This window comes from Mycolicibacterium canariasense, assembly GCF_002101555.1.
In the GTDB taxonomy this organism is placed as follows: Bacteria; Actinomycetota; Actinomycetes; order Mycobacteriales; family Mycobacteriaceae; genus Mycobacterium; species Mycobacterium canariasense.
The window spans coordinates 326,360-348,881 of sequence record NZ_LQOL01000042.1; the positions used below are offsets into that span (position 1 = coordinate 326,360).

The 22,522-nt window shown below is 66.9% G+C and carries 23 protein-coding genes and 1 pseudogene; 9 read left to right on the top strand and 15 right to left on the bottom strand.

Annotated features, from left to right (window positions below; translation table 11 throughout):
• Window positions 1–77: 77 nt before the first annotated feature.
• Window positions 78–569 (top strand): hypothetical protein, encoded by a 492-nt coding sequence (locus AWB94_RS10805; RefSeq protein ID WP_062660453.1) that lies wholly within the window; start codon window positions 78–80, stop codon window positions 567–569.
• A gap of 3 nt (window positions 570–572) precedes the next feature.
• Here the strand turns inward: AWB94_RS10805 and AWB94_RS10810 are convergent, their stop codons facing one another.
• Window positions 573–1,460: a mycobacterial-type methylenetetrahydrofolate reductase gene (locus tag AWB94_RS10810; protein ID WP_024451813.1), complete on the bottom strand. Its 888-nt coding sequence runs from the start codon at window positions 1,458–1,460 to the stop codon at window positions 573–575.
• A gap of 46 nt (window positions 1,461–1,506) precedes the next feature.
• Between AWB94_RS10810 and AWB94_RS10815 the strand changes: the two genes are divergently transcribed.
• Both AWB94_RS10815 and AWB94_RS10820 read left to right on the top strand, forming a co-directional pair.
• Complete coding sequence (locus AWB94_RS10815; RefSeq protein ID WP_024451812.1) at window positions 1,507–2,268, top strand: alpha/beta hydrolase family protein; 762 nt, start codon at window positions 1,507–1,509, stop codon at window positions 2,266–2,268.
• Between the two features lie 138 nt (window positions 2,269–2,406).
• Window positions 2,407–3,840 (top strand): amidohydrolase family protein, encoded by a 1,434-nt coding sequence (locus AWB94_RS10820; protein ID WP_084395566.1) that lies wholly within the window; start codon window positions 2,407–2,409, stop codon window positions 3,838–3,840.
• A 98-nt stretch (window positions 3,841–3,938) separates the two neighbouring features.
• Here the strand turns inward: AWB94_RS10820 and AWB94_RS10825 are convergent, their stop codons facing one another.
• Genes AWB94_RS10825 through AWB94_RS10835 form a run of 3 tightly spaced genes read right to left on the bottom strand, consistent with a single transcriptional unit; the run spans window position 3,939 to window position 7,266 of the window.
• A complete protein-coding gene (locus AWB94_RS10825; RefSeq protein ID WP_062660454.1) occupies window positions 3,939–5,540 on the bottom strand; it encodes an FAD-dependent monooxygenase in 1,602 nt (533 codons plus the stop codon).
• Complete coding sequence (locus AWB94_RS10830) at window positions 5,537–6,439, bottom strand: alpha/beta fold hydrolase (protein WP_024451809.1); 903 nt, start codon at window positions 6,437–6,439, stop codon at window positions 5,537–5,539. The genes AWB94_RS10825 and AWB94_RS10830 overlap by 4 nt, the downstream gene beginning before the upstream one ends.
• Window positions 6,436–7,266, bottom strand: coding sequence for an alpha/beta fold hydrolase (locus AWB94_RS10835; protein ID WP_062660455.1), 831 nt, complete (start codon window positions 7,264–7,266; stop codon window positions 6,436–6,438). Before AWB94_RS10835 ends, AWB94_RS10830 begins: the two co-directional genes overlap by 4 nt.
• Window positions 7,267–7,376: 110 nt before the next feature.
• Between AWB94_RS10835 and AWB94_RS10840 the strand changes: the two genes are divergently transcribed.
• Window positions 7,377–8,000: a TetR/AcrR family transcriptional regulator gene (locus AWB94_RS10840; protein WP_062660495.1), complete on the top strand. Its 624-nt coding sequence runs from the start codon at window positions 7,377–7,379 to the stop codon at window positions 7,998–8,000.
• A gap of 66 nt (window positions 8,001–8,066) precedes the next feature.
• Here AWB94_RS10840 and AWB94_RS10845 read toward each other — a convergent pair whose 3' ends face one another.
• Genes AWB94_RS10845 through AWB94_RS10860 form a run of 4 tightly spaced genes read right to left on the bottom strand, consistent with a single transcriptional unit; the run spans window position 8,067 to window position 10,854 of the window.
• On the bottom strand, window positions 8,067–8,396 hold the full coding sequence (locus AWB94_RS10845; protein ID WP_165576337.1) for a DoxX family protein: 330 nt from the start codon (window positions 8,394–8,396) through the stop codon (window positions 8,067–8,069).
• Between the two features lie 32 nt (window positions 8,397–8,428).
• Window positions 8,429–9,292 carry a fumarylacetoacetate hydrolase family protein gene (locus AWB94_RS10850; RefSeq protein WP_036399386.1) on the bottom strand — a complete coding sequence of 288 codons (864 nt, stop codon included), beginning with the start codon at window positions 9,290–9,292 and terminating at the stop codon, window positions 8,429–8,431.
• 11 nt (window positions 9,293–9,303) lie between these two features.
• Entirely contained in the window at window positions 9,304–10,155 is an 852-nt protein-coding gene (locus AWB94_RS10855) for an alpha/beta hydrolase (RefSeq protein ID WP_051561568.1), read from the bottom strand.
• 45 nt (window positions 10,156–10,200) lie between these two features.
• A complete protein-coding gene (locus AWB94_RS10860) occupies window positions 10,201–10,854 on the bottom strand; it encodes a hypothetical protein (RefSeq protein WP_062660456.1) in 654 nt (217 codons plus the stop codon).
• Between the two features lie 63 nt (window positions 10,855–10,917).
• Here AWB94_RS10860 and AWB94_RS10865 point away from each other — a divergent pair, with 63 nt between their 5' ends.
• Both AWB94_RS10865 and AWB94_RS10870 read left to right on the top strand, forming a co-directional pair.
• A complete protein-coding gene (locus tag AWB94_RS10865) occupies window positions 10,918–11,580 on the top strand; it encodes a TetR/AcrR family transcriptional regulator (RefSeq protein ID WP_062660496.1) in 663 nt (220 codons plus the stop codon).
• Entirely contained in the window at window positions 11,577–12,224 is a 648-nt protein-coding gene (locus AWB94_RS10870) for a polysaccharide deacetylase family protein (protein ID WP_062660457.1), read from the top strand. The genes AWB94_RS10865 and AWB94_RS10870 overlap by 4 nt, the downstream gene beginning before the upstream one ends.
• On the opposite strand, the gene AWB94_RS10875 is transcribed toward AWB94_RS10870, so the two are convergent.
• Complete coding sequence (locus tag AWB94_RS10875) at window positions 12,221–13,561, bottom strand: FAD-dependent oxidoreductase (RefSeq protein WP_062660458.1); 1,341 nt, start codon at window positions 13,559–13,561, stop codon at window positions 12,221–12,223. The two genes, AWB94_RS10870 and AWB94_RS10875, sit on opposite strands and share 4 nt — an antisense overlap.
• Before the next feature lie 150 nt (window positions 13,562–13,711).
• Between AWB94_RS10875 and ygiD the strand changes: the two genes are divergently transcribed.
• The gene (gene ygiD, locus AWB94_RS10880; RefSeq protein ID WP_024451799.1) at window positions 13,712–14,473 is read left to right on the top strand and encodes a 4,5-DOPA-extradiol-dioxygenase; all 762 of its coding nucleotides are present in this window, start codon (window positions 13,712–13,714) and stop codon (window positions 14,471–14,473) included.
• 38 nt (window positions 14,474–14,511) lie between these two features.
• Window positions 14,512–15,290, top strand: a pseudogene (locus AWB94_RS10885) (serine hydrolase).
• A gap of 7 nt (window positions 15,291–15,297) precedes the next feature.
• On the opposite strand, the gene AWB94_RS10890 reads toward AWB94_RS10885, so the two are convergent.
• Genes AWB94_RS10890 through AWB94_RS10900 form a run of 3 tightly spaced genes read right to left on the bottom strand, consistent with a single transcriptional unit; the run spans window position 15,298 to window position 18,479 of the window.
• Window positions 15,298–16,578, bottom strand: coding sequence for a helix-turn-helix domain-containing protein (locus AWB94_RS10890; RefSeq protein ID WP_109762728.1), 1,281 nt, complete (start codon window positions 16,576–16,578; stop codon window positions 15,298–15,300).
• Between the two features lie 45 nt (window positions 16,579–16,623).
• Window positions 16,624–17,421 carry an acetoin reductase gene (locus tag AWB94_RS10895; RefSeq protein ID WP_062660460.1) on the bottom strand — a complete coding sequence of 266 codons (798 nt, stop codon included), beginning with the start codon at window positions 17,419–17,421 and terminating at the stop codon, window positions 16,624–16,626.
• Between the two features lie 11 nt (window positions 17,422–17,432).
• Window positions 17,433–18,479 carry a 2,3-butanediol dehydrogenase gene (locus tag AWB94_RS10900; RefSeq protein ID WP_062660461.1) on the bottom strand — a complete coding sequence of 349 codons (1,047 nt, stop codon included), beginning with the start codon at window positions 18,477–18,479 and terminating at the stop codon, window positions 17,433–17,435.
• Between the two features lie 131 nt (window positions 18,480–18,610).
• On the opposite strand from AWB94_RS10900, the gene AWB94_RS10905 reads away from it, so the two are divergent.
• Entirely contained in the window at window positions 18,611–20,440 is a 1,830-nt protein-coding gene (locus AWB94_RS10905) for a flavin-containing monooxygenase (protein ID WP_062660462.1), read from the top strand.
• Window positions 20,441–20,450: 10 nt separating this feature from the next.
• On the opposite strand, the gene AWB94_RS10910 is transcribed toward AWB94_RS10905, so the two are convergent.
• The 3 genes from AWB94_RS10910 to AWB94_RS10920 all read right to left on the bottom strand — a co-directional run.
• Complete coding sequence (locus AWB94_RS10910) at window positions 20,451–21,035, bottom strand: hypothetical protein (RefSeq protein WP_131805467.1); 585 nt, start codon at window positions 21,033–21,035, stop codon at window positions 20,451–20,453.
• A gap of 27 nt (window positions 21,036–21,062) precedes the next feature.
• A complete protein-coding gene (locus tag AWB94_RS10915) occupies window positions 21,063–22,310 on the bottom strand; it encodes an MCE family protein (protein WP_062660464.1) in 1,248 nt (415 codons plus the stop codon).
• 101 nt (window positions 22,311–22,411) lie between these two features.
• The coding region (locus tag AWB94_RS10920) for a DUF5078 domain-containing protein (protein WP_133058216.1) at window positions 22,412–22,522 on the bottom strand (111 nt) is incomplete at its 5' end.

Below are 22,522 nucleotides of genomic sequence, written 5' to 3' on the forward strand. Positions count from 1 at the left end.
GATAGGTGCCCGCACCCGTTGACCCGCGGCTGCGCCCGGGTGCAGGCTCGAGGAATCGACCCGATGGGAGTGTCGTCATGAGCGATCGGTGGTTCGACGATCGGTGGTTCGACTACGTGGGTGCCACGCTGTGCGCCTGTCTGGATTGCGACCCACGGTCGTCGCCACGGATCGGTCCCACCGATTACACCCGGTTCCTCACCGACGACGTCCGGCTGCACGCTTTACAAAGCCGGCTGGCGGCCGCGGAGTGGGGTGTCGAGGAGACGCACGAGCGCCCGGTCCAGGTCGTGGCCACCCATCTGGTGATCACCGAGCACGGGTTGCTGTTCGGCGCTGCGGTGGCGGGACCCCAGCCGCTGTATTACCTGGCGGTGCCGCGCAGCCTGCTCGACACGGTCGCCGACCACGTCGCCGACTGCCCGCCTCCGGCGGGAGCGGTGGCTGCGGTGGACTGCCGGCTGGACCACGATCTCGCGTCAATCTGGCAGTTCGAGAAGGCCCTGCGCGAGCGGTTGGACACCGATCCGGTGGTGCGGGTGCAGCTCACCCCAGCGTTCGCGGCCTGACGCTCAGGCCGGCGACCAGTAGGCCAGCATCTCTGCGAACGTCTCGAAGGCCGGCTTGGACGCCCCGTAGGCGACCTCGAAGTGCACGCTGAGCGGGAACCCGAGATCGGCGACGCCGTCGATGACCCGCTTGTACAGATCGAGCATCAGGATGCGCTTGTCCGCGGGCTCCAGGCTCGCCAACCTGGACACGAACTCCTGCTCGGCCGCGACCGCCGCGTTGCCGGGGTCCTGGATGAGCCAGGTGATCAGCCCGACCTTGGACTCCATCTTCGGGACGAAGCCGAAGGACAGCAGGATCTCCGGGCGGTGCTCGGTGGTCTTGGCGAACTCGGTCAGGAAGCCCACGATGGCATCGGAGTACAGCAGCTGCGTCATGCCGTAGGTGGCGCCCTGCCCACACTTGAAGGTGAACCGGCCCTGTTCGCCGTCGCGGGTGGGGATCAGGATGGCGCCGCGGTTGGGCACCAGGTCGGCATAGATGGACAGGGCGTCGGTGGGGGCCACGCCCTCGCCTTCGCCGTCCTTCATGGTTCGCGGCACACCCACGAAGGCGATGCCGTCGAACCCCGCGCCGCTGAGATCGGTCAGCCGCCGGCCGAGGGCGTCGCGCCCCAGGAACGACGTGACCTGGGTGCACAGGCCGCGCATGCCGGGCAGTTCCGGCCGGATGAGCGTCCAGTATTCGAGCACGTCCATCTTGGGCTTCATCTCGACCGGGCGATCGTCGTCCTCGTCGATCATGCCGGGGATCATGATGTGGCCGAACCTGCCGGTCAGGCCGGTCGCCGCCGCCAGCTCGAGCACCTTGTGGGCCTCGTCGACGGCGTACTGCGGGCCACGCTCGACGTTCGGCGGCACCAGTTCCAGCGCGATGGTGTTCAGAGGCACCCCCACACCCTACGGATCACGCACCTGGTCGTGGTAAACCTCCCCCATGGCTGAACGGGTGACATTTCCCAGCGCAACCGGCCCGATGCTGGCCGGCGTGATCGACCTGCCCGACGGCCCGGCGCGGGGCTGGGGCGTGTTCTCGCACGGATTCACCCTCGGCAAGGACTCGCCGGCCGCGGCACGGATCTGTAAGCAGCTGGCCTCCGACGGCATCGGCATGTTGCGTTTCGACGCGCTGGGGCTGGGTGGTTCCGAGGGCGACTGGGGTGACGGGTCCTTCACCGTCAAGGTCAACGACATCATCGAGGCCTGCAAGTTCATGGCCGAGCGCGGTACCCCCGCCGATATCCTGGCCGGCCATTCGTGGGGCGGGGCGGCGGTGCTGGCCGCGGCACGTGAGTGCCCGGGCGTGCGTGCCGTGGTGACCGTGGGTGCCCCGATCGATCCGGCGCACGTCGAGCATCAGTACGACGCCTGCCTGGAGCAGGTGTTCGCCGAGGGCAGCGGCCAGTGGATGGTCGGCGGTAAGACGCTGACCCTCAAGCGCGCCTTCGTCGAGGACGTCCGGGAGGCGAAGCTGCACCACAAGATCAAGGGCCTCAAGCTGCCGCTGCTGATCCTGCACTCCCCGACCGACAACACCGTCGGCATCCAGAACGCCAGTGACATCTTCCGCACCGCTCGGCACCCCCGCAGTTTCGTGTCGCTGGAGGGTTCCGAGCATCTGCTGACCGGGCCCGGTCAGGCGCACCGGGCGGGGCGGATCATCGGCGCGTGGGCCGACGCGTACTTGGGTACGCGCTGAGGCACGGCGTACCTCGGTACGCGCTGAGGCAGGGCGTACCTCGGTACGCGTGAAGCCATTGGTCGCGCGGGTACATTGACGGACCGTCGTATTACGGTCACACTGTATCCATAACAATTCCGCGGGACAGGTGGTGTGATGGCGCACTCGCAGCCAGAAAGCAACGCGGCAGCGGTCGCCGGCGACGAGCGGCCGCTGTTGCTGCGGGGAGCCCATGTGGTCACCATGACCCCGGGCCGCCCCGACTGGGAGACGCTCGACGTGCTGGTCGAAGGGCAGCGGATCACCGAGATCGGCCCGAGCTTGCCGGCCGAGAACACTCGCGTGCTGGACATGTCCGGTCGCATCATCATCCCCGGACTCGTCAACGCCCATCTGCACACCTGGCAGACCGCCCTGCGCTTTCTCGGCGCGGACTGGACGCTGCCGGAATACCTCGCCAACGCCCATGGCGGCGTCGGCCACCACTATCGTCCCGACGACCTGTTTCGCGGCACCCTGGCCGGGGCCCTCAATCAGATGGACCACGGCGTCACCACGATTGGCGACTGGTCGCACAACTGTCTGACCCCCGAGCACGCCGACGCGGCGATCGAAGGCCTCACCGGCACGGGTATCCGTGCGGTCTTCCTTCACGGCACCCCGTACGGTCTGCGCGATCGGCCCCAGGATGTCCGCGAGATCGACCGGTTGCTGTCGGGGCCGATCGCCAACACCGACCTGGTGTCCCTCGGTCTGGCCATCAAGGGGCCTCAGCTGTCCAAGCCGGAGGTTGCCGTCGCCGACTTCCGCACCGGCGCCGAGCGCAACCTGATCGTGTCGATGCACCAGAGCGCAGGTTCACCCGGGCCGGGATGGCAGGCGATCACCGAGGCAGGCCTGTGGGGCCCGCTGGTCAACATCGTGCACGGCACGGGGCTGGGCACCGGTCACGTCGAAGCGCTGCTCGCGCAGGGCGTCACCTTCACCTCCACCCCGGAAAACGAGCTGGGACAGGGCCACACCACGACCCTTCCCGATCGGCTGCTGGCCCTGGGGGCCGCGCCCTCGCTGGGCACCGACACCGAGACCGCCACTCCGGCTGATGTCCTCTTTGTTGCGCGCATGTTGTTGGCGTTGCAGCGCGGTGTCGGTCACGACGCGGCGGTGGCGTCCACCGGTCTCGGTGCGACCACCATCCCCGTCACGGCCAAGCAGGCGCTGTCATGGGCCACGGTCGAAGGGGCGCGGGCGCTGGGTCTGGCTGATCGCATCGGCCAGATTGCGGCCGGGATGTACGCCGACCTGGTGGTCATCGATGCCCGAGCCCTCAATCTGTGGCCGATGCATGACGCGGCCGCTGCTGCGCTGTACGCCCACCCCGGCAATATCGAAGCGGTCATGGTCGGCGGTGTGTGGCGCAAGCGCGACGGCCGGCTCACGCACGGCGGGTTGGACGCCGTCAAAGACGAACTCCATGCGAGCGGGCAGCGGCTGGCCCACCAACTCAAGTTCCCCTCCATGGTCGGCAAGGTGCGCCAGCGTGTGGTCCGCCGCGTCGTCAATCGCCAACTGCGCCAGCAGGTCCGGTGACGATGCGCTCGGAGGACGGGCACGTTCGTCCGTCTCGGTTCCAGGGGTGCGCCGACACCGCCACCGGCCATGGTGGGGAATCGACGCCTGGACGAACACTATGCGACGGCGCCCTCGGCGGCAGGGGTCAGCGAGTCGATGACGGCCTGCGTGCTGCGCGTGAGGTCGTGTCGGGCGATGTGGCCGATATAGCCGTCGGGCCGGATCAGGAGCAGCACGTCGCCGCTGACGCCGTAGGCCTTACGGAATCCTCCAGAGGCGTCGATGAGATCGTCGGTCGCCGGCCCTTCTTCCCGCGGATCCACTGACGTTCCGGTCGTCCCGGCGTCGATGTTGAGGCGCTGCAGCGGCGCTCCGGTAGCGGGCCAGCGCAGAGCGGCCAAGGACGTGGCGGCGTGCGGCCCATAGGCGATGGCGGTGAAATGTGTTCCGCGGTAAGCATCGAACAACCGGACTCTGTCGCCGTCACGGCTGAGCAGATCGGCATCGGGTGCCCGGTCGCCGACCCGCAGGGTCGCGGTGTGGTCGGCAGCCGATGGTGCCAGCGGACCGCCCCGGTAGGTCAGAGTCAGTTGCTTTTCATCAGAACCGCGACGGTAGCTGCTGGGGTCGAGCTTGCCGATCCCTTCGTACTTCTTGGTGGAGAGCCCCAGCACCCCGGCCGCGATCGGGCGACGCTCCTGTTCGTAGGTGTCCAGCAACGATTCCGGTGCACCTGCCAACACCTGCGCCAGTTTCCAGCCCAGGTTGTAGGCATCCCCGATGCCGGTGTTCAAGCCCTGCGCACCGGCGGGTGGATGCACGTGGGCGGCGTCTCCGGCCAGCAGGACGCGGCCGTGGCGATAGCGCGCGGCCAGTCGGATGTTGGGCCTGAAAACCGATTCCCAGGAGATGCTCGTGATGCTGAGATGCTTGTCACGCGTGTGCGATTGGATACGGGCATTGATGGCGTCGATACCCGACGGCGCCTCTTCGTCTGGCGCCAACCGGATCATCCACTGGAACAGATCGCTGTGGGGCAGTGGACAGGCACCGATGAAACGTCCGCCCAGGCCCGGCCAGATGTGCCAGTACTTGCGCGACAGCTTGCCGGCTACCGGGGCGTCGATGATGAGGGTCCGGTCGGCGTCATCGGTGGATCCGGTGAATTCGATGCCGGCCTGTTTCCGTACGGCGCTGCTACCCCCGTCGGCTCCGACGACGTAGCGGGCGGTGACCTCCTCGAGGCCCCGCGGTGACACGATGTGCGCGATCACCGAGGTGCCGGAGTCGCTGAAGTCGGCCAGTTCGCTGCCCAATTCGACGCGTACCCCGTGTTTTTCGAGAAGGTCGTGCAGGGCCTGGTTGGTGCGCGACTGCGGGATGAGCCAGGTGTCGGGGAACGGGACATCCGGCCCGCGTTGACCTTTGGCCATCATGCGCAGCGGGACGGTCACCGGGCCCAGGTGTAGGCCCATGGGCGGGTAGAGGGAGCCGCCGGCGGTGATGTCGGGCAGGGCGCCGAGATCGTAGAGCACCTCCAGGGTGCGCGGCTGCAGGCCCTTGGCCCGCGATCCGGCGAAACCGTGGGTCGCTTTGTCGATGATGCGCACCGAAATACCGCGGCGCGCCAGGTCGATGGCCAGTGCGGAGCCGGTAGGGCCGGCGCCGACGATCAGAACGTCGGTCGTCGAGGACGTGGAAGGAGTCGTGGTGGTCATGATGTGAGCCGTTCGGTGTGTGTGGCCGCGAAATCCGCCAGCACGGTGGCGACTTCACGTGGTTGTTCGAAGGGGGCCATGTGGCCGCAATTGTCGATGATGCAGGTGTCTTCGGGGCGAAGCATGGTGACAACGCGGTCCAGCGCGGTGATCGGCGTGACCTCATCGTCATCGCCCCACACCAGCAGGCCGGGAACCGCCAACTGTCCTGTGCGCCGGTACAGTTCGCCGCGATCGAAGAGTCCGAAGTTGCGCAGGGTGGAAAAGAACGCGTACAGCGAGCCCTCGTAGCGGAAGGCCTGCCCGACCATGTCGCTCAGCGCGGCGGCGCGGCCAGGTTCGCGCACATTGTGACCGAGGTGTTGATCGAGGACCCGGCTCCCGATCGTGCGCGCCACCACGGTGGTCATCAGGTCGCTGCCCAGGAGCAGGCGCTGAGTCAACGGCGGTCGGCTCAACCCTGCCGGCCCCACCAAGGTCAGGGTCAACGCGGTGTTCGAGGGGACCGCCTGCAGGTAGGCCATCGCCACCAGGGCACCCATGGACGTGCCCACCAGGTGGTGGGGGCGGCCCTCGCCCACCATGTCGATGACCTCCGCAAGCTGGCGCACGAACAGCTCTTGGTCGTAGGCGGTGTCGACACGGTCGGAATAGCCGCGGCCGTAGGCGCTGTAGGTCAACGTCTGCAGCCCTCGGCCGTGCAGGTGAGCCGCCATTTCGTCCCAGTAGAACAACGGGACGGTCAGCCCGCCGGCCATGACTACCAGCTGCCCGTCTTCGGGGCCGGACAGCTCATAGTGGGTGACGCCGTCCGATAGTGCGATGAACTGCCCGCGTAGCTCTGCGCGTGCGGCCGGGGTGAGACGCCGATCCTCCCCGGATGCGACGAAGTACTTCATCGGATGCCGCCGACCCTAGTGCTGACGAACCGGGTGATGGCCGCGGCCACCCAGTCCGGATCCTCTTGCGGCAGAAGGTGTCCGCCGCGGGGGTGCACCTCTTCGATCGCGCCAGGGATATCGCGGGTGAAATATTGCCCGCCCATCCCCGCGCTGCGCAGCATCAGGGTCGGCGCCGCGATGGAGCAGATCTCGGCGCTGTGGTCGGGCTGATCGGTGCACACCAGATCCACAAACGCCGCCCGGTTGCCTGGCCGGTTCCACAGCCGGTGCGCTCGGTCCACCACCGCTTCGGTGATCACCTCGACGTTCGGTGCTGCGGCTTGGCGTAGGCTGCGTTCGACTGCCCGCCGGGGCATGAATCGTCGTAAGACGTAACCGGCGATCGGATTGCGCGCCAACCGCATCGACGCGGGCAGCTCCTTCTCTGGGTAGCCCGTGGCATTGATCAAGACCAATGCCACGACCCGCTCCGGCCGGATCACCGCCAGATTCCAGGCGATGTTGCCGTCCAGTGAGTTACCCACGATCACCGCGCTGTCGACGCCGATCGCACCGAGAAATCGGTCCACCGTGCCCGCGTAGGTGCGCACCCGGTAGTCCCCACCGCTGCGGGGGCCGGTGACCCCATGCCCGGGCAGATCCGGGCGGATGACATCGAAGAAGGGTTCCAGGCGGCGCGCCACATCCTCTACGCCCCACAACGAGGACGCACTGCCGTGTAGCAGCACCAACGAGGCGCCCTGCCCCGAGCGCTTGTAGTGCACCCGCATCCCGTCCACCGAAGCAAAAAGGGAGTCGGGCTGCACGTCGTCGTCTTCCAACATAATGGATACAGTGTCACCATTAATTTGTGGGCTGTCAAGGTGTCGGTAATACTGGGGCTGTGACCACTACTTCGTCGCCGGCGCGGGGCCGCGGCCGCCCACCGATGCCACTGGAGCGGATGATCACGACCGCGATTGCCATCGTCGACGAACATGGCGCCGATGCGCTGTCCATGCGGTCTTTGGCCAGCGCCCTGGGATCGGGCACCGCCACGCTCTATCGACACTTCGCATCCCGCGCCGAGTTGGTCGCCGCCGTCGTCGACGCCGTGCTCGGCGAGGTGTCTGCCGAGGCCCCCGCCTGGGCGGACACCTCATGGCGCCACGCGTGCGAAGGCGCCGCACACACGCTGTTCACCGTCTTCAACCGGCACCCCAATGTCGCACCGCTACTCATCGACCAGATCCCGTCCGGGCCCCATGCCGCGGCGGCGCGCGAACACCTTGTCGGTGCTTTGCTCGCCGGCGGCTTCAGCCCTCGCGATGCGGCCAAGACCTACACCACGTTGAGCAGATTCGTCCTCGGCTTCGCCATCCAGGCTCGCGGCACACACGCGGACGACGACCCCTCGGCCGCTGCCGCAACCATCGATCCCGACACTCACCCGCACACCGCCGCGGTCGCCGAACACCTTCCCATCCCGCTGGCCGAAGAATTCGCCTTCGGGCTCAGTCTGCTTCTCGACGGGCTCACCGGCCTCGCTCCGGCGACACCGCCACGCCGGAAGCGGTGAGTTCCCGCCGGCCGTCCGATGCATTTACGAGTTGATGTGGCGCAACGCCCGGTGTGCCGTTGGCGGTCAGAGCTTGAGAGTGTTCAGCACGATGATCGCCAAGGCGGCGGCAGCGGTCAGTACCGCCGGCAGCATGGCGGTGAAGTTGTCCTGCACCCGTGCGTGGTAGACGATGGCGCCGATCAAGAGGATCAGGACCGCGGTCGCGGTGATGATGCCGAGTGGGACGACGATGATGCCGAGGATGAGACCTGCCGCCGCCGCGATTTCGGCGAGGCCGATCGCGCGGCTCAGATTGGAACTGATCCCCAGGTGATCCGCGTTGCCGCGCGCGGTGGCGTTGTTGAGCAGTTTCATCGTGCCCGTGGTGATCAGCAGGAGCGCCGACAGCCCCATCAGGATGGTCGTTGTCAGATGCATGTGCGTCCTCAGCCGGCGGTCGTGCAGGGGTTGCGGAGTCGGCCCAGGCCTTCGATGGCCGAATGCACGATGCTGCCGGGAGTGAGGTAACGCGGTGGGGTGCGCGAGTATCCGACGCCGGACGGGGTGCCGGTGAAAATGAGGTCGCCGGGCATCAGTTCACAGATGCCGGACAGGTGACTCACGAGGTCTTCGACGGTGAAGATCATCTCGCTGGTGCGGGCCTGCTGTACGACCTCGTCGTCGAGCGTGGTCATGATGGCCAGGTCGCTCGGGTCGGAGAGTTCATCGATGGTGGTGATCCACGGGCCGATTGGACTGAACCCCCGATGGCTTTTGGCGAGACTGAATTGCGGTGGCGTGCCTTTCATCTGGGAAGCCCGCTCCGAAATATCCTGGCCAACACAGTATCCGGCGACATGACTCATGGCGGCCTCTGGCGGGATGTTGCGGCCGCCGCGGCCGATGACCGTCACCAGCTCGACCTCCCAGTCACAGGTGTGTGCGGGCAGCGGAATGGTGGAGCCGGGACCGGCCAGTGAAGAGGCGAATTTCGTGAAGATCAGTGGTTGGTCGGGAACGGCAAGGCCGGTCTCGGTGCTGTGGTCGGCGTAGTTGAGGCCGACGGCGAAGATCTGCCGGGGAGCGGTCACGGGTGGCCCGAGCAGCCTGAGATCTTCGAGCAGGTCAGCCTCGGTGAGGGTGACGTCCGGTTCCGGCTGCGCGGTCGCGTAGAACGTCCGGATGTCGTCGAGATTGGCGATCGCCGCGTCGGGTTGACTGGGTAGAGACCCTCCGGACGCTTTGGCGAGATCGACAATCCCGGCCGGGGTGATCAACACGGCGCGGCCGGCCAGGTTGGCGAGTTTCATGGCATTCCTTTTCAGGCGACAGGGGTCCGGTTCTGGTGCGATGAGCTGAGCTGCTCGGTGCACCAGCCGCGCACCACGTCGGCGTAGTCGCGGGTGTGGAAGAGCATCAGCTGATGGACGGCGTCAGGGTGGATGTGTAGCCGGACCGGTCCGCCGGTGGCATCGGCGACCATCTTGGCGATCTCGGGTGTGAAGATGGGGTCCTTCTCCCCGACGGCGAACAGGATCGGTTTGGTGTTGTCGGCCAGCGCGACGGCCGGGTCGTAACGCAGGATCGACCCCCAGGCGGCGAGGTCATAACTCCAGGTGTTGAGGGGGTCATCGTGTTTCTGCACGCCCGCTCCACGGAACCCGTAGTCCTCGTCGAAGTTGATGTATTGGTCGATGTCGAACCGCAAAGCCGTGCCGAAGAAGGCGGTCATCTGCTCGAACGCCTCGGAGCGAAAGGGGTTGTCGGCGGGAATCAGTGGCGAGGACGGTATGGCGAATCCCATCAAAATGGCGCCGGCGTGCGAGTCGGACGCCGCGTAGGCACAGTAGGCGGCGGCTGCGCCCAACGACGAACCTTTGATGAACACCGGCAAGCCGGTGTGGGTGGCGATGTGCTCGGTCACGTCCAGCGCGGCGTCCACCCACTCCTGCAAGGTGAATTGGCCGGCACGACGATCGACACACGATCGGCCATGGCCGGGAGCGTCCATGCACCACACGTCGGCACCTTGTTCGGCGTAGTGTGCCCCGAACTTGTCGTAGATCCCCCCGTGGCCTCCGATCCCGTGCTGCACCAACAGGGCGTGGTCAGCCCCGGGTCCGGCATACCGGTAGGCGAAGGTGTCGCCGATCATGTGTTCTTCGCGTTGCATTTCGCAGCTCCTCGTCGCGTGTCTGGCAGCAGATTCATCAGTGGGTCAACGTGTTTCGGCCTTCTGAGTGGCGCGTGAGCTCTGCCGACGCGACGGCGCCGCCGACTCACCGGCGGAAAACACCGAACTCCACCGGCCGCTTGTGTCCTCGGCAGCCTGCTCGCGCGCCCACGTGAAATGGTGCCGGGCCGATGCCAACAGCAACGGACCGGCGACGAGTCCGATCACGGCGTATTTCAGGTCGGCACGGCGGGTCTCGAAGAGGATGCTGCCGGCACCCCCGACGCCCCAGACCCACAACACCGCGTTATAGGGGCCTACCAACTCCGGCGGTAGGCCTTCGGCCTCGTCGAGCCACGGGAACAGCCCGAGCCGCCGTGTCCAAGGCCAATCGATGAAGTGCACGACCACCGATGCCAGCGAGATGCCGGCGTTGAATGCCAGCGCCGCGTCCTCCCCGCGCGAGCGACCCCGCGCGGCGCTGCGCAACAGCAGCGGTGGCGCGGCCGCCCACAAGACGTTGGTCACCCGCCGGCCCAGCCAAGGCTCCAGGAAAACCCCGAGACCTGCCCACCGCTCGAACCAATTGTGGCCTGCGCCGCCCAGCGTGGCCAGGATATTGAAGACCTGGACTGACGAACGCGTCCCTGGTTTCCGCGCCATTGCATCCTCCCGCAAATTGTTGATGATCATCAACATGATGGACCGAAGGCTATCGCCTGATGTTGATGTTCGTCAACATCGACGGTTATGCTGGGTGACATGACGACTGCCAAACGACAGGGCCGGCCTCCGGCCGCCGAGGCCCCGGCGGCATTGCCCGATATCTTGTCCAAGGCGCTGAAGATGTTCGCCGAGAACGGTTTTGACGGGACGTCGGTCGCTGCGCTCAACCGCGAACTGGGCGTCAGCCACAACCTGATTCATCAGAGGTTCGGATCCAAGGAGGGTCTGTGGTACGCCGCGGTGGACTTCGCGTTCGGCGAGGTGCACGAGCAGATCAACGTCGACACAGAGTTGGCCGAGCGGGACCTGATGGAGGCGGCACGTCAGGCCATTGTGCGGTTCCTGGTGAGCCACGCCCACCACCCGGAGCTTCTGCGGTTGGTCACCGTCGAAGGCGCGACCCCCAGCGCCCGGCTCACCTACCTCCACGAGGTTCATGTTCAGCCGCTCTACGCTCGCCTTACCGAGCCCCTGAAGGTGCTCGTCGACTGTGACGTATTGAACGCCGCTGACGTGCGCAGCCTGCACTTCCTGGTTGCCCACGGGGGCACCGCGCCGTTCAGCCTGGTGCCGTTTGCCCTCATGCTCGATCCCGACGACCCGACCGAGCCTGCCGCCATCGAGCACCACGCCGAGTTTGTCGCCGACATGCTCATCGCAGGCCTGCGGGCGCGTGTCGCGGCAAGGGGGACGTCATGAAAGTGACCCTCACCTTCGACAACGGCCCTACCGAAACGACCGCCGAGGTTCTCGACATCCTCGATCAACGAGACGTCAAGTCCACGTTCTTCGTGGTCGCCGGCCAACTCACCGAGCCGAGTGCGCGTGCCCTGTCGGAACGAGCAGCCTCCGAAGGCCACTGGATCGGCAATCACACCCTGACCCACAGCGTCCAGTTCGGTGATGCCCCAACAGACCTGGATCTGGTCGCCAGTGAGATCGGCGAGGCGGAGAAGATCATCGGCACATTGGCCCGACCGGTGAAATTGTTCCGGCCTTACGCCGGTGGCGGCGTGCTGGGCCGACGCGTCTTCAGTCCTGCTGCGATCGACTACCTGCAACGGCAGGACTACACCTGTGTGCTGTGGACGAGCGTGCCGCACGACTGGGACCAGCCCGACCGCTGGGTACAACGATGTCTCGATGACATTGCCGGCCAGGATTGGAGTGTCGTGGTCATCCACGACCTGCCCACCGGAGCTATGCAGCACCTCCCGAGATTGCTCGACGAACTTGCCGAACGCGGGGCCGATATCGTCCAGGACTTCCCCGAGTCATGCACGCCCATCCGCAACGGAATCCGAACCGTCAACCTCGACCATCTGACAACGAGCGACAACTAGCCGCGCCCCGCGCGGATCATGTCCTCCCGGGGAACCACTTTGACCCGCTCCCGGCCCTGTGCCGCGCCGAGCGCGATCTCGTGGGCGTCCAGGCGTTCCCATTCGGCCCAGGTGGTGTAATCGACACCGGTCGCGGACAGGTGTTCCAGGATGGCGTCCGGATCGGTGACCTCCGGCGGGCGGAGCCCGGGCAGGTCGGCCAGCAGACTGCTGATCGTCTCGGCCGCATCGGATTTGGTGTGCCCGATCAACCCGATCGGACCGCGCTTGACCCAACCGGTGACGTAGGCGGCGTCGACCACCATCCAGTCCGCGTCGAGCACCCGGCCGGCGTCGTTGGGCACCACACCGGCATGGTGATCGAACGGCAGATCGGCCAGGTGTGATGACAGGTACCCCACCGCGCGGTAAACGGCCTGCACCGGCCAATCGGTGAATTCCCCAGTGGTCCGGACGGTTCCGTCACCGACCAATTCGGTTCGTTCGGTCCGCAGCCCTTCGACCCGGTCGGTGCCCAGCACCGCGACCGGGGCCTGACACAGGTGGAGGTGGATGCGGTGCGGCGCCCCCGTGGGTTCCTTGTCCATGTACCGCATCATGGTGTCGACGACGAGCTTGACCGATTTGGTGGAGTTGATGGCCTTCTGACTGGCCTCGTCGATCTCGAATCCCTCGGGATGCACGATCACGTCCACACTCGGCGAATGCGACAGCTCGCGGAACTCCATGGGTGAGGACTTGATTTGGGCCGGCCCACGCCGGGCGAACACGTGCACATCGGTGGCCCGGTTCATGGCCAGACCTTGATACACGTTGCCGGAGATCTCGGTGGTCAGCTGTTCGTCGGCGGGCTTGGCCAGCATCCGGGCGATGTCCAGTGCGACATTGCCCGCGCCCAGGACGGCGACGCTTTCCGCCTCCAGCGGCCAGGTGCGCGGCACGTCGGGGTGGCCGTCATACCAGGACACGAAATCGGCGGCGCCGTAACTACCCGGCAGGTCGATACCTGGAATGTCGAGCGGGCGATCGGCCCTGGCTCCGGTCGAGAAGATCACCGCGTCGTAGTGCCTGCGCAAATCGGCGAGCGTCAGATCGGTTCCGTAGTGCACGTTGCCGATGAACCGGATCTCGTTGCGGGACAGGACACGACGCAGAGCCTTGATGATCTCTTTGATCCGCGGGTGGTCCGGTGCCACGCCGTAGCGCACCAGCCCGTACGGTGCGGGCAACCGGTCGAACAGGTCGACCCGGGCACCGGGATGTTCCCCGGCCAGGATGTCCGACGCATAGATCCCGGCCGGACCGGCCCCGACCACTGCCACACGGATGTCACGCACTCAGCACCTCACTCCAGTAAGTAAGGCGAGCCTAATTTGGCGCGGCGGCACCGCAAGGCCTACCTCGGAGATGCGCGTCACACGACAACGGTCACCGCCCGACCGTTGATGCCCGATCCCGCGGGCCGGGGGACAATGGTGGCCATGAGAATGCCCGTCGCGTTCTTCGGGCACGGCAGCCCGATGAACGCCTTGGAGAGCAACCGATACACCACTGCCTGGCAGCAGTTCGGGACATCGGTGCCGCGCCCGCGCGCCATCCTGGTGATCAGCGCGCACTGGTACATCAACGCCACGGCGGTGACGGCCATGCCGCGCCCACGGACCATTCACGACTTCTACGGTTTTCCGCACGAACTGTACGAAATGGATTATCCCGCACCGGGTTTGCCGGAGCTGGCCGGGGAGATCGCCGATATCGTCGAGCCCACCTGGGTGGGTGCCGACGTGGACAGCTGGGGTATCGACCACGGCACCTGGTCGGTGCTGGCACACGCGTTCCCGGATGCGGACATCCCGGTCGTCCAGCTGTCCATCAACGCCGAGAAACCACTGGACTACCACCTCGATCTGGGCACCCGCCTGGCCCCGCTACGCGAGCGCGGCGTGCTCATCGTGGGCAGCGGCAATATCGTGCACAATCTGCGAGCCATGAGTCCCGGCACCCCCGACGCCGGATTCGACTGGGCTCGCCGGTTCGACGACGCGGCACACGACCTGCTCGCCGCGGCACCGGCGGACCTGGTGCGGCTGTCCGAACATCCCGACTACGCCGCGGCGGTCCCCACCCCGGACCATTTCATTCCCGGGCTGTACTTCGCCGGCCTGCTCGCCGCATCGGACACCGCCGCTTCCCGCCTGGTCGACGGCTACACCTACGGCTCGCTGTCGATGTCGTCGTACGCGGCGTGACGGGCGGCTACGGTGTGCGCGTGAACCGTCTCGTCCTGATGGTGGCCACACTGGTGACGCTCACCGGTCTGCTCGCGCCGTCCGCGCGCGCCGCGTGCACCGACGCCACCTGTGACCTGCGGGCCCGTATCGCCGCCGCGGACAGCTACCTGATCGGGCGGCCCGGTGTCATCGGCTATGTGTTGCGCGATCGATCCACCGGGCTGCGGTATGCCAACGCCGCCGCCGACAGCATGATCTGGACGGCCTCCACCATCAAACTCGCCATGGTCGTCGACCTGCTCACCCGAGAACGTGCCGGCGCCCTGCGGCTGTCCGGCAGCTGATGGTCGCCATGCTGCGCAACTCCGACAACGATGCCGCCGACACGCTGTGGTCCCGTTACGGCGGACCCGATCACCGGGCGTTCAACGCTGACTTCCCGCGCTACGGCATGACCTCGCTGGCGCCCCAACCGGGATTCGGGGACATCTTCCCGTACTGGGGGTTCCAGAAGGCCACGGCCAACGACCTGGACCGGTTGATGAATTACATTCTGGGCCAGATGAACTCCGCCGACGCGGCGGCGATCGCCGGCGAGATGCAGCGGGTCGCCCCCGACCAGCAGTGGGGGGTGTGGGGCGCCGGGCCGGCGATGAGCCCGGGTAACAAGAACGGCTGGTCCCAGGAGCAGGGCGGCTGGGTGATCAACTCGGTCGGGTTCGCCGGCCCCGATCAGCGGTTCACGCTGGCCATCATGAACGCACTCGGCGGCGAGGGCGGCTACGACGACGGCGTCGCGACGACCACCAGGCTGAGCCAGATCCTGCTCGGCTGAGGGCCGATCAGAGGAGGCGTACCGCCCGGATGGCCGGTGCGTTCGAGGCCGTCAGGAAGTTGCGCATATCCGCCGGATACCGCACCTGCAGTTCCACCGATTCGGCGAACCGGTACGGCTGCGCCGCGATCACCCCGACGAGTTGCTTTCGGAGGCGCGACATCTCGGCGCGTACGGTGACGACGCGGGACCTGTCGCCGTAGAGATCCTCGGCCAACTCCGGCGCGGAGCGCCCCGACCGCCGGGTGGCCAGCACGTAGAGGATCTCGGCGTGCCGGGGCGAGATCTCGCGCCGCCACGAGCCGAATTGCCCGGTCATCTCCAGCGTCGGGGCGTTGGTGTCGCGCAGATCCAGGACGGCCCGGGTCGCCGCCGGTGCGGTGTCCTCGTCGTCGACCGGGCGTACCAGCCAGCCACCGCTCAGCGGTTCCAGATCACAGGGGCCCAGCGCCGGAACCCACGCCCGGCCCGGTGCCACGTTCTGCGGCAACAGAATCCGATGATGGGGCGGCAGTGCGCCGACGGCGGCCACCCAGCCCTCCGCGTCGACGGCCAGCGCAGGCGCGGCGATGCGGGCCAGGATCGGTGCCGCGACCGCGCGCAGCTGGTTCAGCGTGCGGTCGTGCGCCTCACGCAATTGGGATTCGGCAAGGCGAGCCACCAGGTCGACCAGCGCGATGGTGGTGGGATGCACCGTGGACGCCGGCCCCGAGACGTCGACCGCCCCGATGACCTGACCGGTACGCGGGTCGCGGATCGGGGCGCCGGCGCACGTCCAGGAGTGGTGGCTGCGCAGGAAGTGCTCGGCGGAGAAGATCTGCACCGCGCGCCGGGACACCAGCGCCGTGCCGATGGCGTTGGTCCCGACGGCGGTCTCCCCCCAGTTGGCGCCCTCCATGAAGCCGAGCCGGTCGGCATGCATGAGCACGCGTGAGGCGCCCGAGCGCCACAGCACCCGACCGCGCGCGTCGGCGACCACCAGGATGTTGTTCCCGTCGGCCAGCACGGACTCCAACCCGCGGGAAATGTCGTCGAGCACCGACAGCAGCCCCGACGACTGCCGCAGCAGATCCAGCCCGCTGCGGTCGACATCCGGCGGGCTGTGGTGTTCGGGGTCGATCCCCTTCCCCAACAACCTGTTCCAGGACTCTTCGATCACCAGACGCGGCTTGGCGGGGGCCCGTCCGCCCGCCATGGTCGCGTCGTACACCTCGGACAACAGCAGCGCGTAGCTCCGCGGGTCATCGCCGAGTGCGACCGCGGGTTCGGGAACCGACGAACCGGGCATTGCCCCGATTGTGCTCCCCATCACAGTTCGTGTCACGCGCGGGGCTCAGCGATAGACCATACCCCCGTCGATGAGGCCGGCCTGGCCGGTCATGTAGTCGGCGCCGGGACCGGCCAGGTAGGCGACGAAGCCGGCGACGTCCTCGGGTGTCTCCGGCCGGCCCAGGGCGATGGTGTTGGCGAACTTCTCGAACGTCTCGCCCTCGGCGGCGCCGGTGAGCTCGGCGAACCTCTTGTCGATCTCCACCCACATGTCGGTGCCGACCACACCGGGACAGTAGGCATTGACGGTGATGCCGTCGGCTGCGTGCTCCTTGGCGGCGGCCTGGGTCAGGGCCCGCACGGCGAACTTGGTGGCGCTGTACGGGCCCAGCATCGCGAACCCCTCATGCCCGGCAATCGAGGAGGCGTTGATCACCTTGCCCCGACGACCGAGCTCCTTGAACTTCGCGACGGCGGCCTGGGTGCCCCACAGCACCCCGTCGACGTTGATGGACCACAGCCGTGCGAGCTGCTGCGGGGTCACGTCGGCCAGCGGGCCCACCAGTGCGATGCCGGCGTTGTTCACCATGACGTCGAATCCGCCCAGCGCCGTGGCGGCATGCTCGACGGCGGCGAACACCGCATCGCGGTCGGACACGTCGGCGACGAACGTGGTGGTCTTCGAGCCGATTTCGGCGATTTCGTCGGCGACGGCGGCGATGCCGTCCAGGTTGACGTCGACCAGGGCGATATCAGCGCCCTGGCGGGCCAGCTCGAGGGCGACGCCCCGGCCGATGCCGCGGCCCGCGCCGGTGACCAGCGCGACCTTGTCCAGCAGCGGGGCTTCGATGGTGCGTGTCATGTCTTTTCCTCTCAGTTGGACGGGTCGACGAGGACCTTCATCTTGGCGCCGGCGTGCAGCGCCTCGAAGCCTTCGTCGACGACGTCGTCGATTCCGATCGAGGTCACCCAACCGGTGGTGTCGTAGGTGCCCTGTGCCATCAGGTTGATGACGGCCTCGAAGTCCGCGGAGGTGTAGCACAGCGATCCCTGAATCCGGGACTCGTTCATCACCAGCCGCAAAAGCGGTGTGGTCAAGGGCTTTTCGTAGATGGCGACGCTGACCATGGGGCGCCGGGCACCCACACAGGCCAGCGCGGTCTCCACCGCGGGGGCCACCCCGGCCGCGTCGTAGACGGCGTCGGCGCCGCGCCCGGACGTGTGCTCGGCGATGAAGGCCGGCACATCCATCGCGGTCGGGTCCAGTGTGCGCGCACCGAGCGCCTCGATGGCCGCGCGGCGGGTGGGCGCCGGTTCGACGACGTAGATGTCTTCGATCCCCTTGCCGCGCAAGGCAAACCACAATCCGATACCGATGGGGCCGGCACCGAACACCATGGCCGTGCCCTGCGGATCCGGATCGCCCAGGGTGGCGGCGTGGTAGGCCACCGACATCGGCTCGACCAGCGCGCCGAGTTGCAGGGAGACGTTGTCGGGCAGCTTGTGCAGCATGTTGGTGGGCACCACGGTGTATTCGGCCATTCCGCCGTCGGACATCAGGCCGTGGAAGCCGATCTGCGCGCAGATGTTGTAGTTGCCGGCCTGACACGCGCTGCACGTGCCACACCGGTAGATGGGCTCGACGGCGACCCGGTCGCCTTCGGCCCAGCCCGCCACCCCGGGGCCCACGGCGGTGATGGTGCCGGCGAACTCGTGGCCCATGACCAACGGCAACTGCTGACCGGTCAGCGGGTGCGGTGCCGTGGGGACGAAGATCGGTCCGGCGAAGTATTCGTGCAGGTCGGTGCCGCAGATACCGTTGAATCCGACCTTGATCTGGACGGTGCCCGGACCCGGTTCCGGTTTGGCCACCTCGGTGACGTCGAGCTTGTTCGGTCCGTAGTACACAGCTGCTTTCATGCCACGGTTCTATGTGGCCTGGACCACAGCGGAAAAGAGTTGCAGGGGGTTGCAGGCGTCCTGACGTGGGCAACGGTGCAACCCTCTGCAACCCTTGTGACGTGCGCCGCACCGGGTGTGTGCTGCCTCACATGACTCAAACTATCGACGCACCGGCACCGTCTTCCCCCGAGGAGGCGTCGCCGCAGCAGCGGGTCGACGCGTGGCTCGCCGATTTCGAGCACGCGCTGGTCACCCGCGATATCGACCGCGTCGTCGGCAAGTTCGCCGTCGACAGTTTCTGGCGTGACCTGGTGGCTTTCACCTGGAACCTGAAGACGCTGGAGGGCCGCGAGGCCATCGGCGCCATGTTGACGACGCGGCTGGCCGGTACCGATCCGTCCGGTTTCCGGACCCGCGAGACGCCGACACAGGATGGGGAGGTGACCACCGCGTTCATCGAGTTCGAGACCGCGGTGGGCCGCGGGGTCGGGCATCTGCGGCTCAAGGGTGATCAAGCGTGGACCCTGCTGACGACGCTGCAGGAACTCAAGGGGCACGAGGAGGGCAAGGGCACCACCCGGCCGCTGGGTGCGGTGCACGGATCCGATCCCGACACGCGGTCCTGGGCCGAGAAGCGACAGGACGAGGAACGCACCCTGGGCTACTCCGAGCAGCCGTACGTCCTGGTCGTCGGCGGTGGGCAGGGCGGGATCGCGCTCGGGGCGCGGCTGCGTCAACTCGGCGTGCCCGCGATCGTCGTCGACAAGCACGACCGCCCCGGCGATCAATGGCGCAAGCGGTACAAGTCGCTGTGCCTGCACGACCCGGTGTGGTACGACCACCTGCCGTACCTGCCGTTCCCGTCGAACTGGCCGGTGTTCGCACCCAAGGACAAGATCGGCGACTGGCTGGAGTTCTACACCAAGGTCATGGAGGTGCCGTACTGGTCGAAGACCACGTGCCTGTCCGCCACCTACGACGAGAACGAGAAGCGCTGGACCGTCGAAGTGGACCGTGACGGCGAGTCGGTGACCCTGCGGCCGGCGCATCTGGTGCTGGCGACCGGGATGTCGGGCAAGCCGAATGTGCCGTCGTTCCCGGGGCAGGACGAGTTCCTCGGCGACCAGCACCATTCCAGCCACCACCCCGGCCCCGACCAGTACGTCGGCAAGCGGGCGGTGGTCATCGGCTCCAACAACTCCGCGCACGATATCTGCAAGGCGTTGTACGAGAACGGTGTCGCCGTGACCATGGTGCAGCGGTCCTCGACCCACATCGTGAAATCGGACTCGTTGATGGAACTCGGCCTGGGAGACCTGTATTCGGAGCGGGCCCTGGCCGCCGGCATGACCACCGAGAAGGCCGATCTGACCTTCGCATCGCTGCCGTACCGCATCATGCACGAGTTCCAGATCCCGATCTACGACGCGATCCGCGAGCGGGACAAGGACTTCTACGCCCGGTTGGAGGCCGCCGGTTTCGACCTGGATTGGGGCGACGACGGCTCCGGCCTGTTCATGAAGTACCTGCGCCGCGGCTCGGGCTACTACATCGACGTCGGCGCGTGCGACCTGGTCGCCGATGGCAGTATCAAGCTGGCGCACGGCGACGTGTCACGCCTGACCGCGAATTCCGTTGTGCTGTCCGACGGTACCGAGCTGCCGGCCGACGTGGTGGTGTACGCCACCGGGTTCGGTTCGATGAACGGCTGGGCCGCCGATCTGATCGGTCAGGACGTCGCCGACAAGGTCGGCAAGGTCTGGGGCCTCGGCTCGGACACCACCAAGGATCCCGGACCGTGGGAGGGTGAACAGCGCAACATGTGGAAGCCGACCCAGCAGGAGAACCTGTGGTTCCACGGCGGGAATCTCCATCAATCCCGGCACTACTCCCTGTATCTGGCGCTGCAGCTCAAGGCCCGGCACGCGGGGCTGCCCACCCCGGTGTACGGCCTGCAGGAGGTGCATCACCTGTCCTGACCCGCGCCGGTCAGCAGCCCCCATTCACGGTGCGGTTGGGCCTGCCCTGGTCGTCGACAACGACGTCGACGGCCCCGGCCCGGGACAGGCCCACCCGCACCGTCCGGGGACCGATCCACTGGATGACGTTCAGCGCCATGACATCCGAGTTGACGCAGCCCAGATCGCTCTCCCGCGAGAGCGGGCCACGGCGGGTGTGCAGGCGCAATTCCCAGGTGAGGTCGGGCGCCAAGCCGGCCGTGCTCTGGTAGACCACCACTTCCACGCCACCGTCGGGTGCGCGATACGTTCCCACGGCATTCATGGGGTTGGCGTATGCCGTGGCGAACCAGCCGATGAAACCCAGTGCCGCGCCGCAGAGCACGCATACGGCCACGCCCGCCCATTTCACCGCGGCACGGCCCAGCCCCAGCCAGCAGGCCAGCGCCAGCAGTAGGAAACCCGGCACGCCGAACCACACCGGATGATAGATCCACGGCCGCAGCAGGTAATACGGGTAGAGCAGGAATCCGCCCACCGCCAGGGTGCACAACACGGCACCGATCAGGGTCAGGATCGCCACGGTGGTGGCGCTCGATCGTTTGCGACGAGCCACCCGGTCAACCTAGTCCATGCTCGGGCGTCACGGATTGATGGTGCGTTCCCCCACTTGGCGGCCCCACACGTACTCGGTGGCCAGCGGCTGCCCGAGCTCGAAGTGGTTGTACGGCGCGATGCTGGCCCCGGTGTCCATCACCAGATACGGTGCCGGCCACAGGTCCCGGGTGATCGGCTGCCAGCAGCCCGGCCGCCCTTCCGGCCCACCGCGGGCATTGACCCTCGGCAGGTTGTCCGGGTACACGTAACCGTTTCCGGCGCCGACCAATTCGTCGGCAAGCACCAGCGAGTACCCGTTGCCGCCCAGCATGTCGGCGAAGCGCGGCGCGACGTCGTGGAAATTGCGCAGCGTGCACAACAAGGCCGGGCTGTAATAGTCCAGCAACTTGCTGGTGGGCAACAGATCCTGGGCACCCCGCACCAGATACGGCCCACCCCGCTCGAAGACATCCCCGGCGTTGTTACCGAACCCCACCGCCGACATCAGCGCCGCATCGATGGTCCCCCGCTCGGCATTGAGCGTGCGCGCCGTCACCACCGCACTCTTGAGCCCGTCGAACAAGTCTGGCGCCGCATCGGCATACACCGTCGACAGATCCGCCAAACCCTGCGTGTCCCGGCGGATCTGCGGCATCCGGGCATTGAGCTCACCCAAGGTGTCGTTGCCGTTGACCAACGACTGACCGAACTTGTCCCCCAACCCGTCCAAGGCCTGCGCCGCCGCGGTCAACGTCTGATTCAACTTCACCGGATCCACCTGCTGGGCAATCCCCATGATCGTCTCGAACAACGTATTGAACTCCGTCGTCGTACTCGACGCAGTGATCACCGCACCCGACTTCAACTTCTCCGCAGACGGATCCGCCGGCGACAAGAACGAGATGTACTTGTTGCCGAACACCGTCGTCGCCCGCAACTCGGCATCCACATTCGCCGGAATCATATTCAGATACTGCGGCTGCACATCCAACGTCAGCTTCGCCTTCGAACCGGTGCCGTCGGCGACGACCTCGGCGGATTTCAACCGCCCGATCGGCACCCCGTTGAACGTCACCTTCGACCCCGGATCCATCGACAACCCGGCCCGCTCGGCCATCACCACCACGGTCGACTTCTCGTCGAAATACCCACGGAACTGCGCCCAGGTCAACCCGAAGACGAGGACCACGATGGCGAGCAACACCGCGCCGGCAATCCGGTACGGGGGTTCCTTGGCATCGTTGAAAGGACCCTCGTCAACGAGTTCCGGACCACCGGTATCGGGTACTGACACCTGTCGATTTCACCATGGCGCAACAGTTTTCCGCGCATGCGGACAACTGTGATACTCACCGCCCAGCGCGGCCCGTTGTGACTGCGGTAACAGTGGTGAGGCTAGTGCCAGTCCCAGACAGACATGTCGTTGGGCGGGTAGTTCTGGCAGATGTCGGTGGTGTGGGCGGCTACGCCTTTGTTGTTGAAGAACAGTTTGGCCCAGTTGGGCCA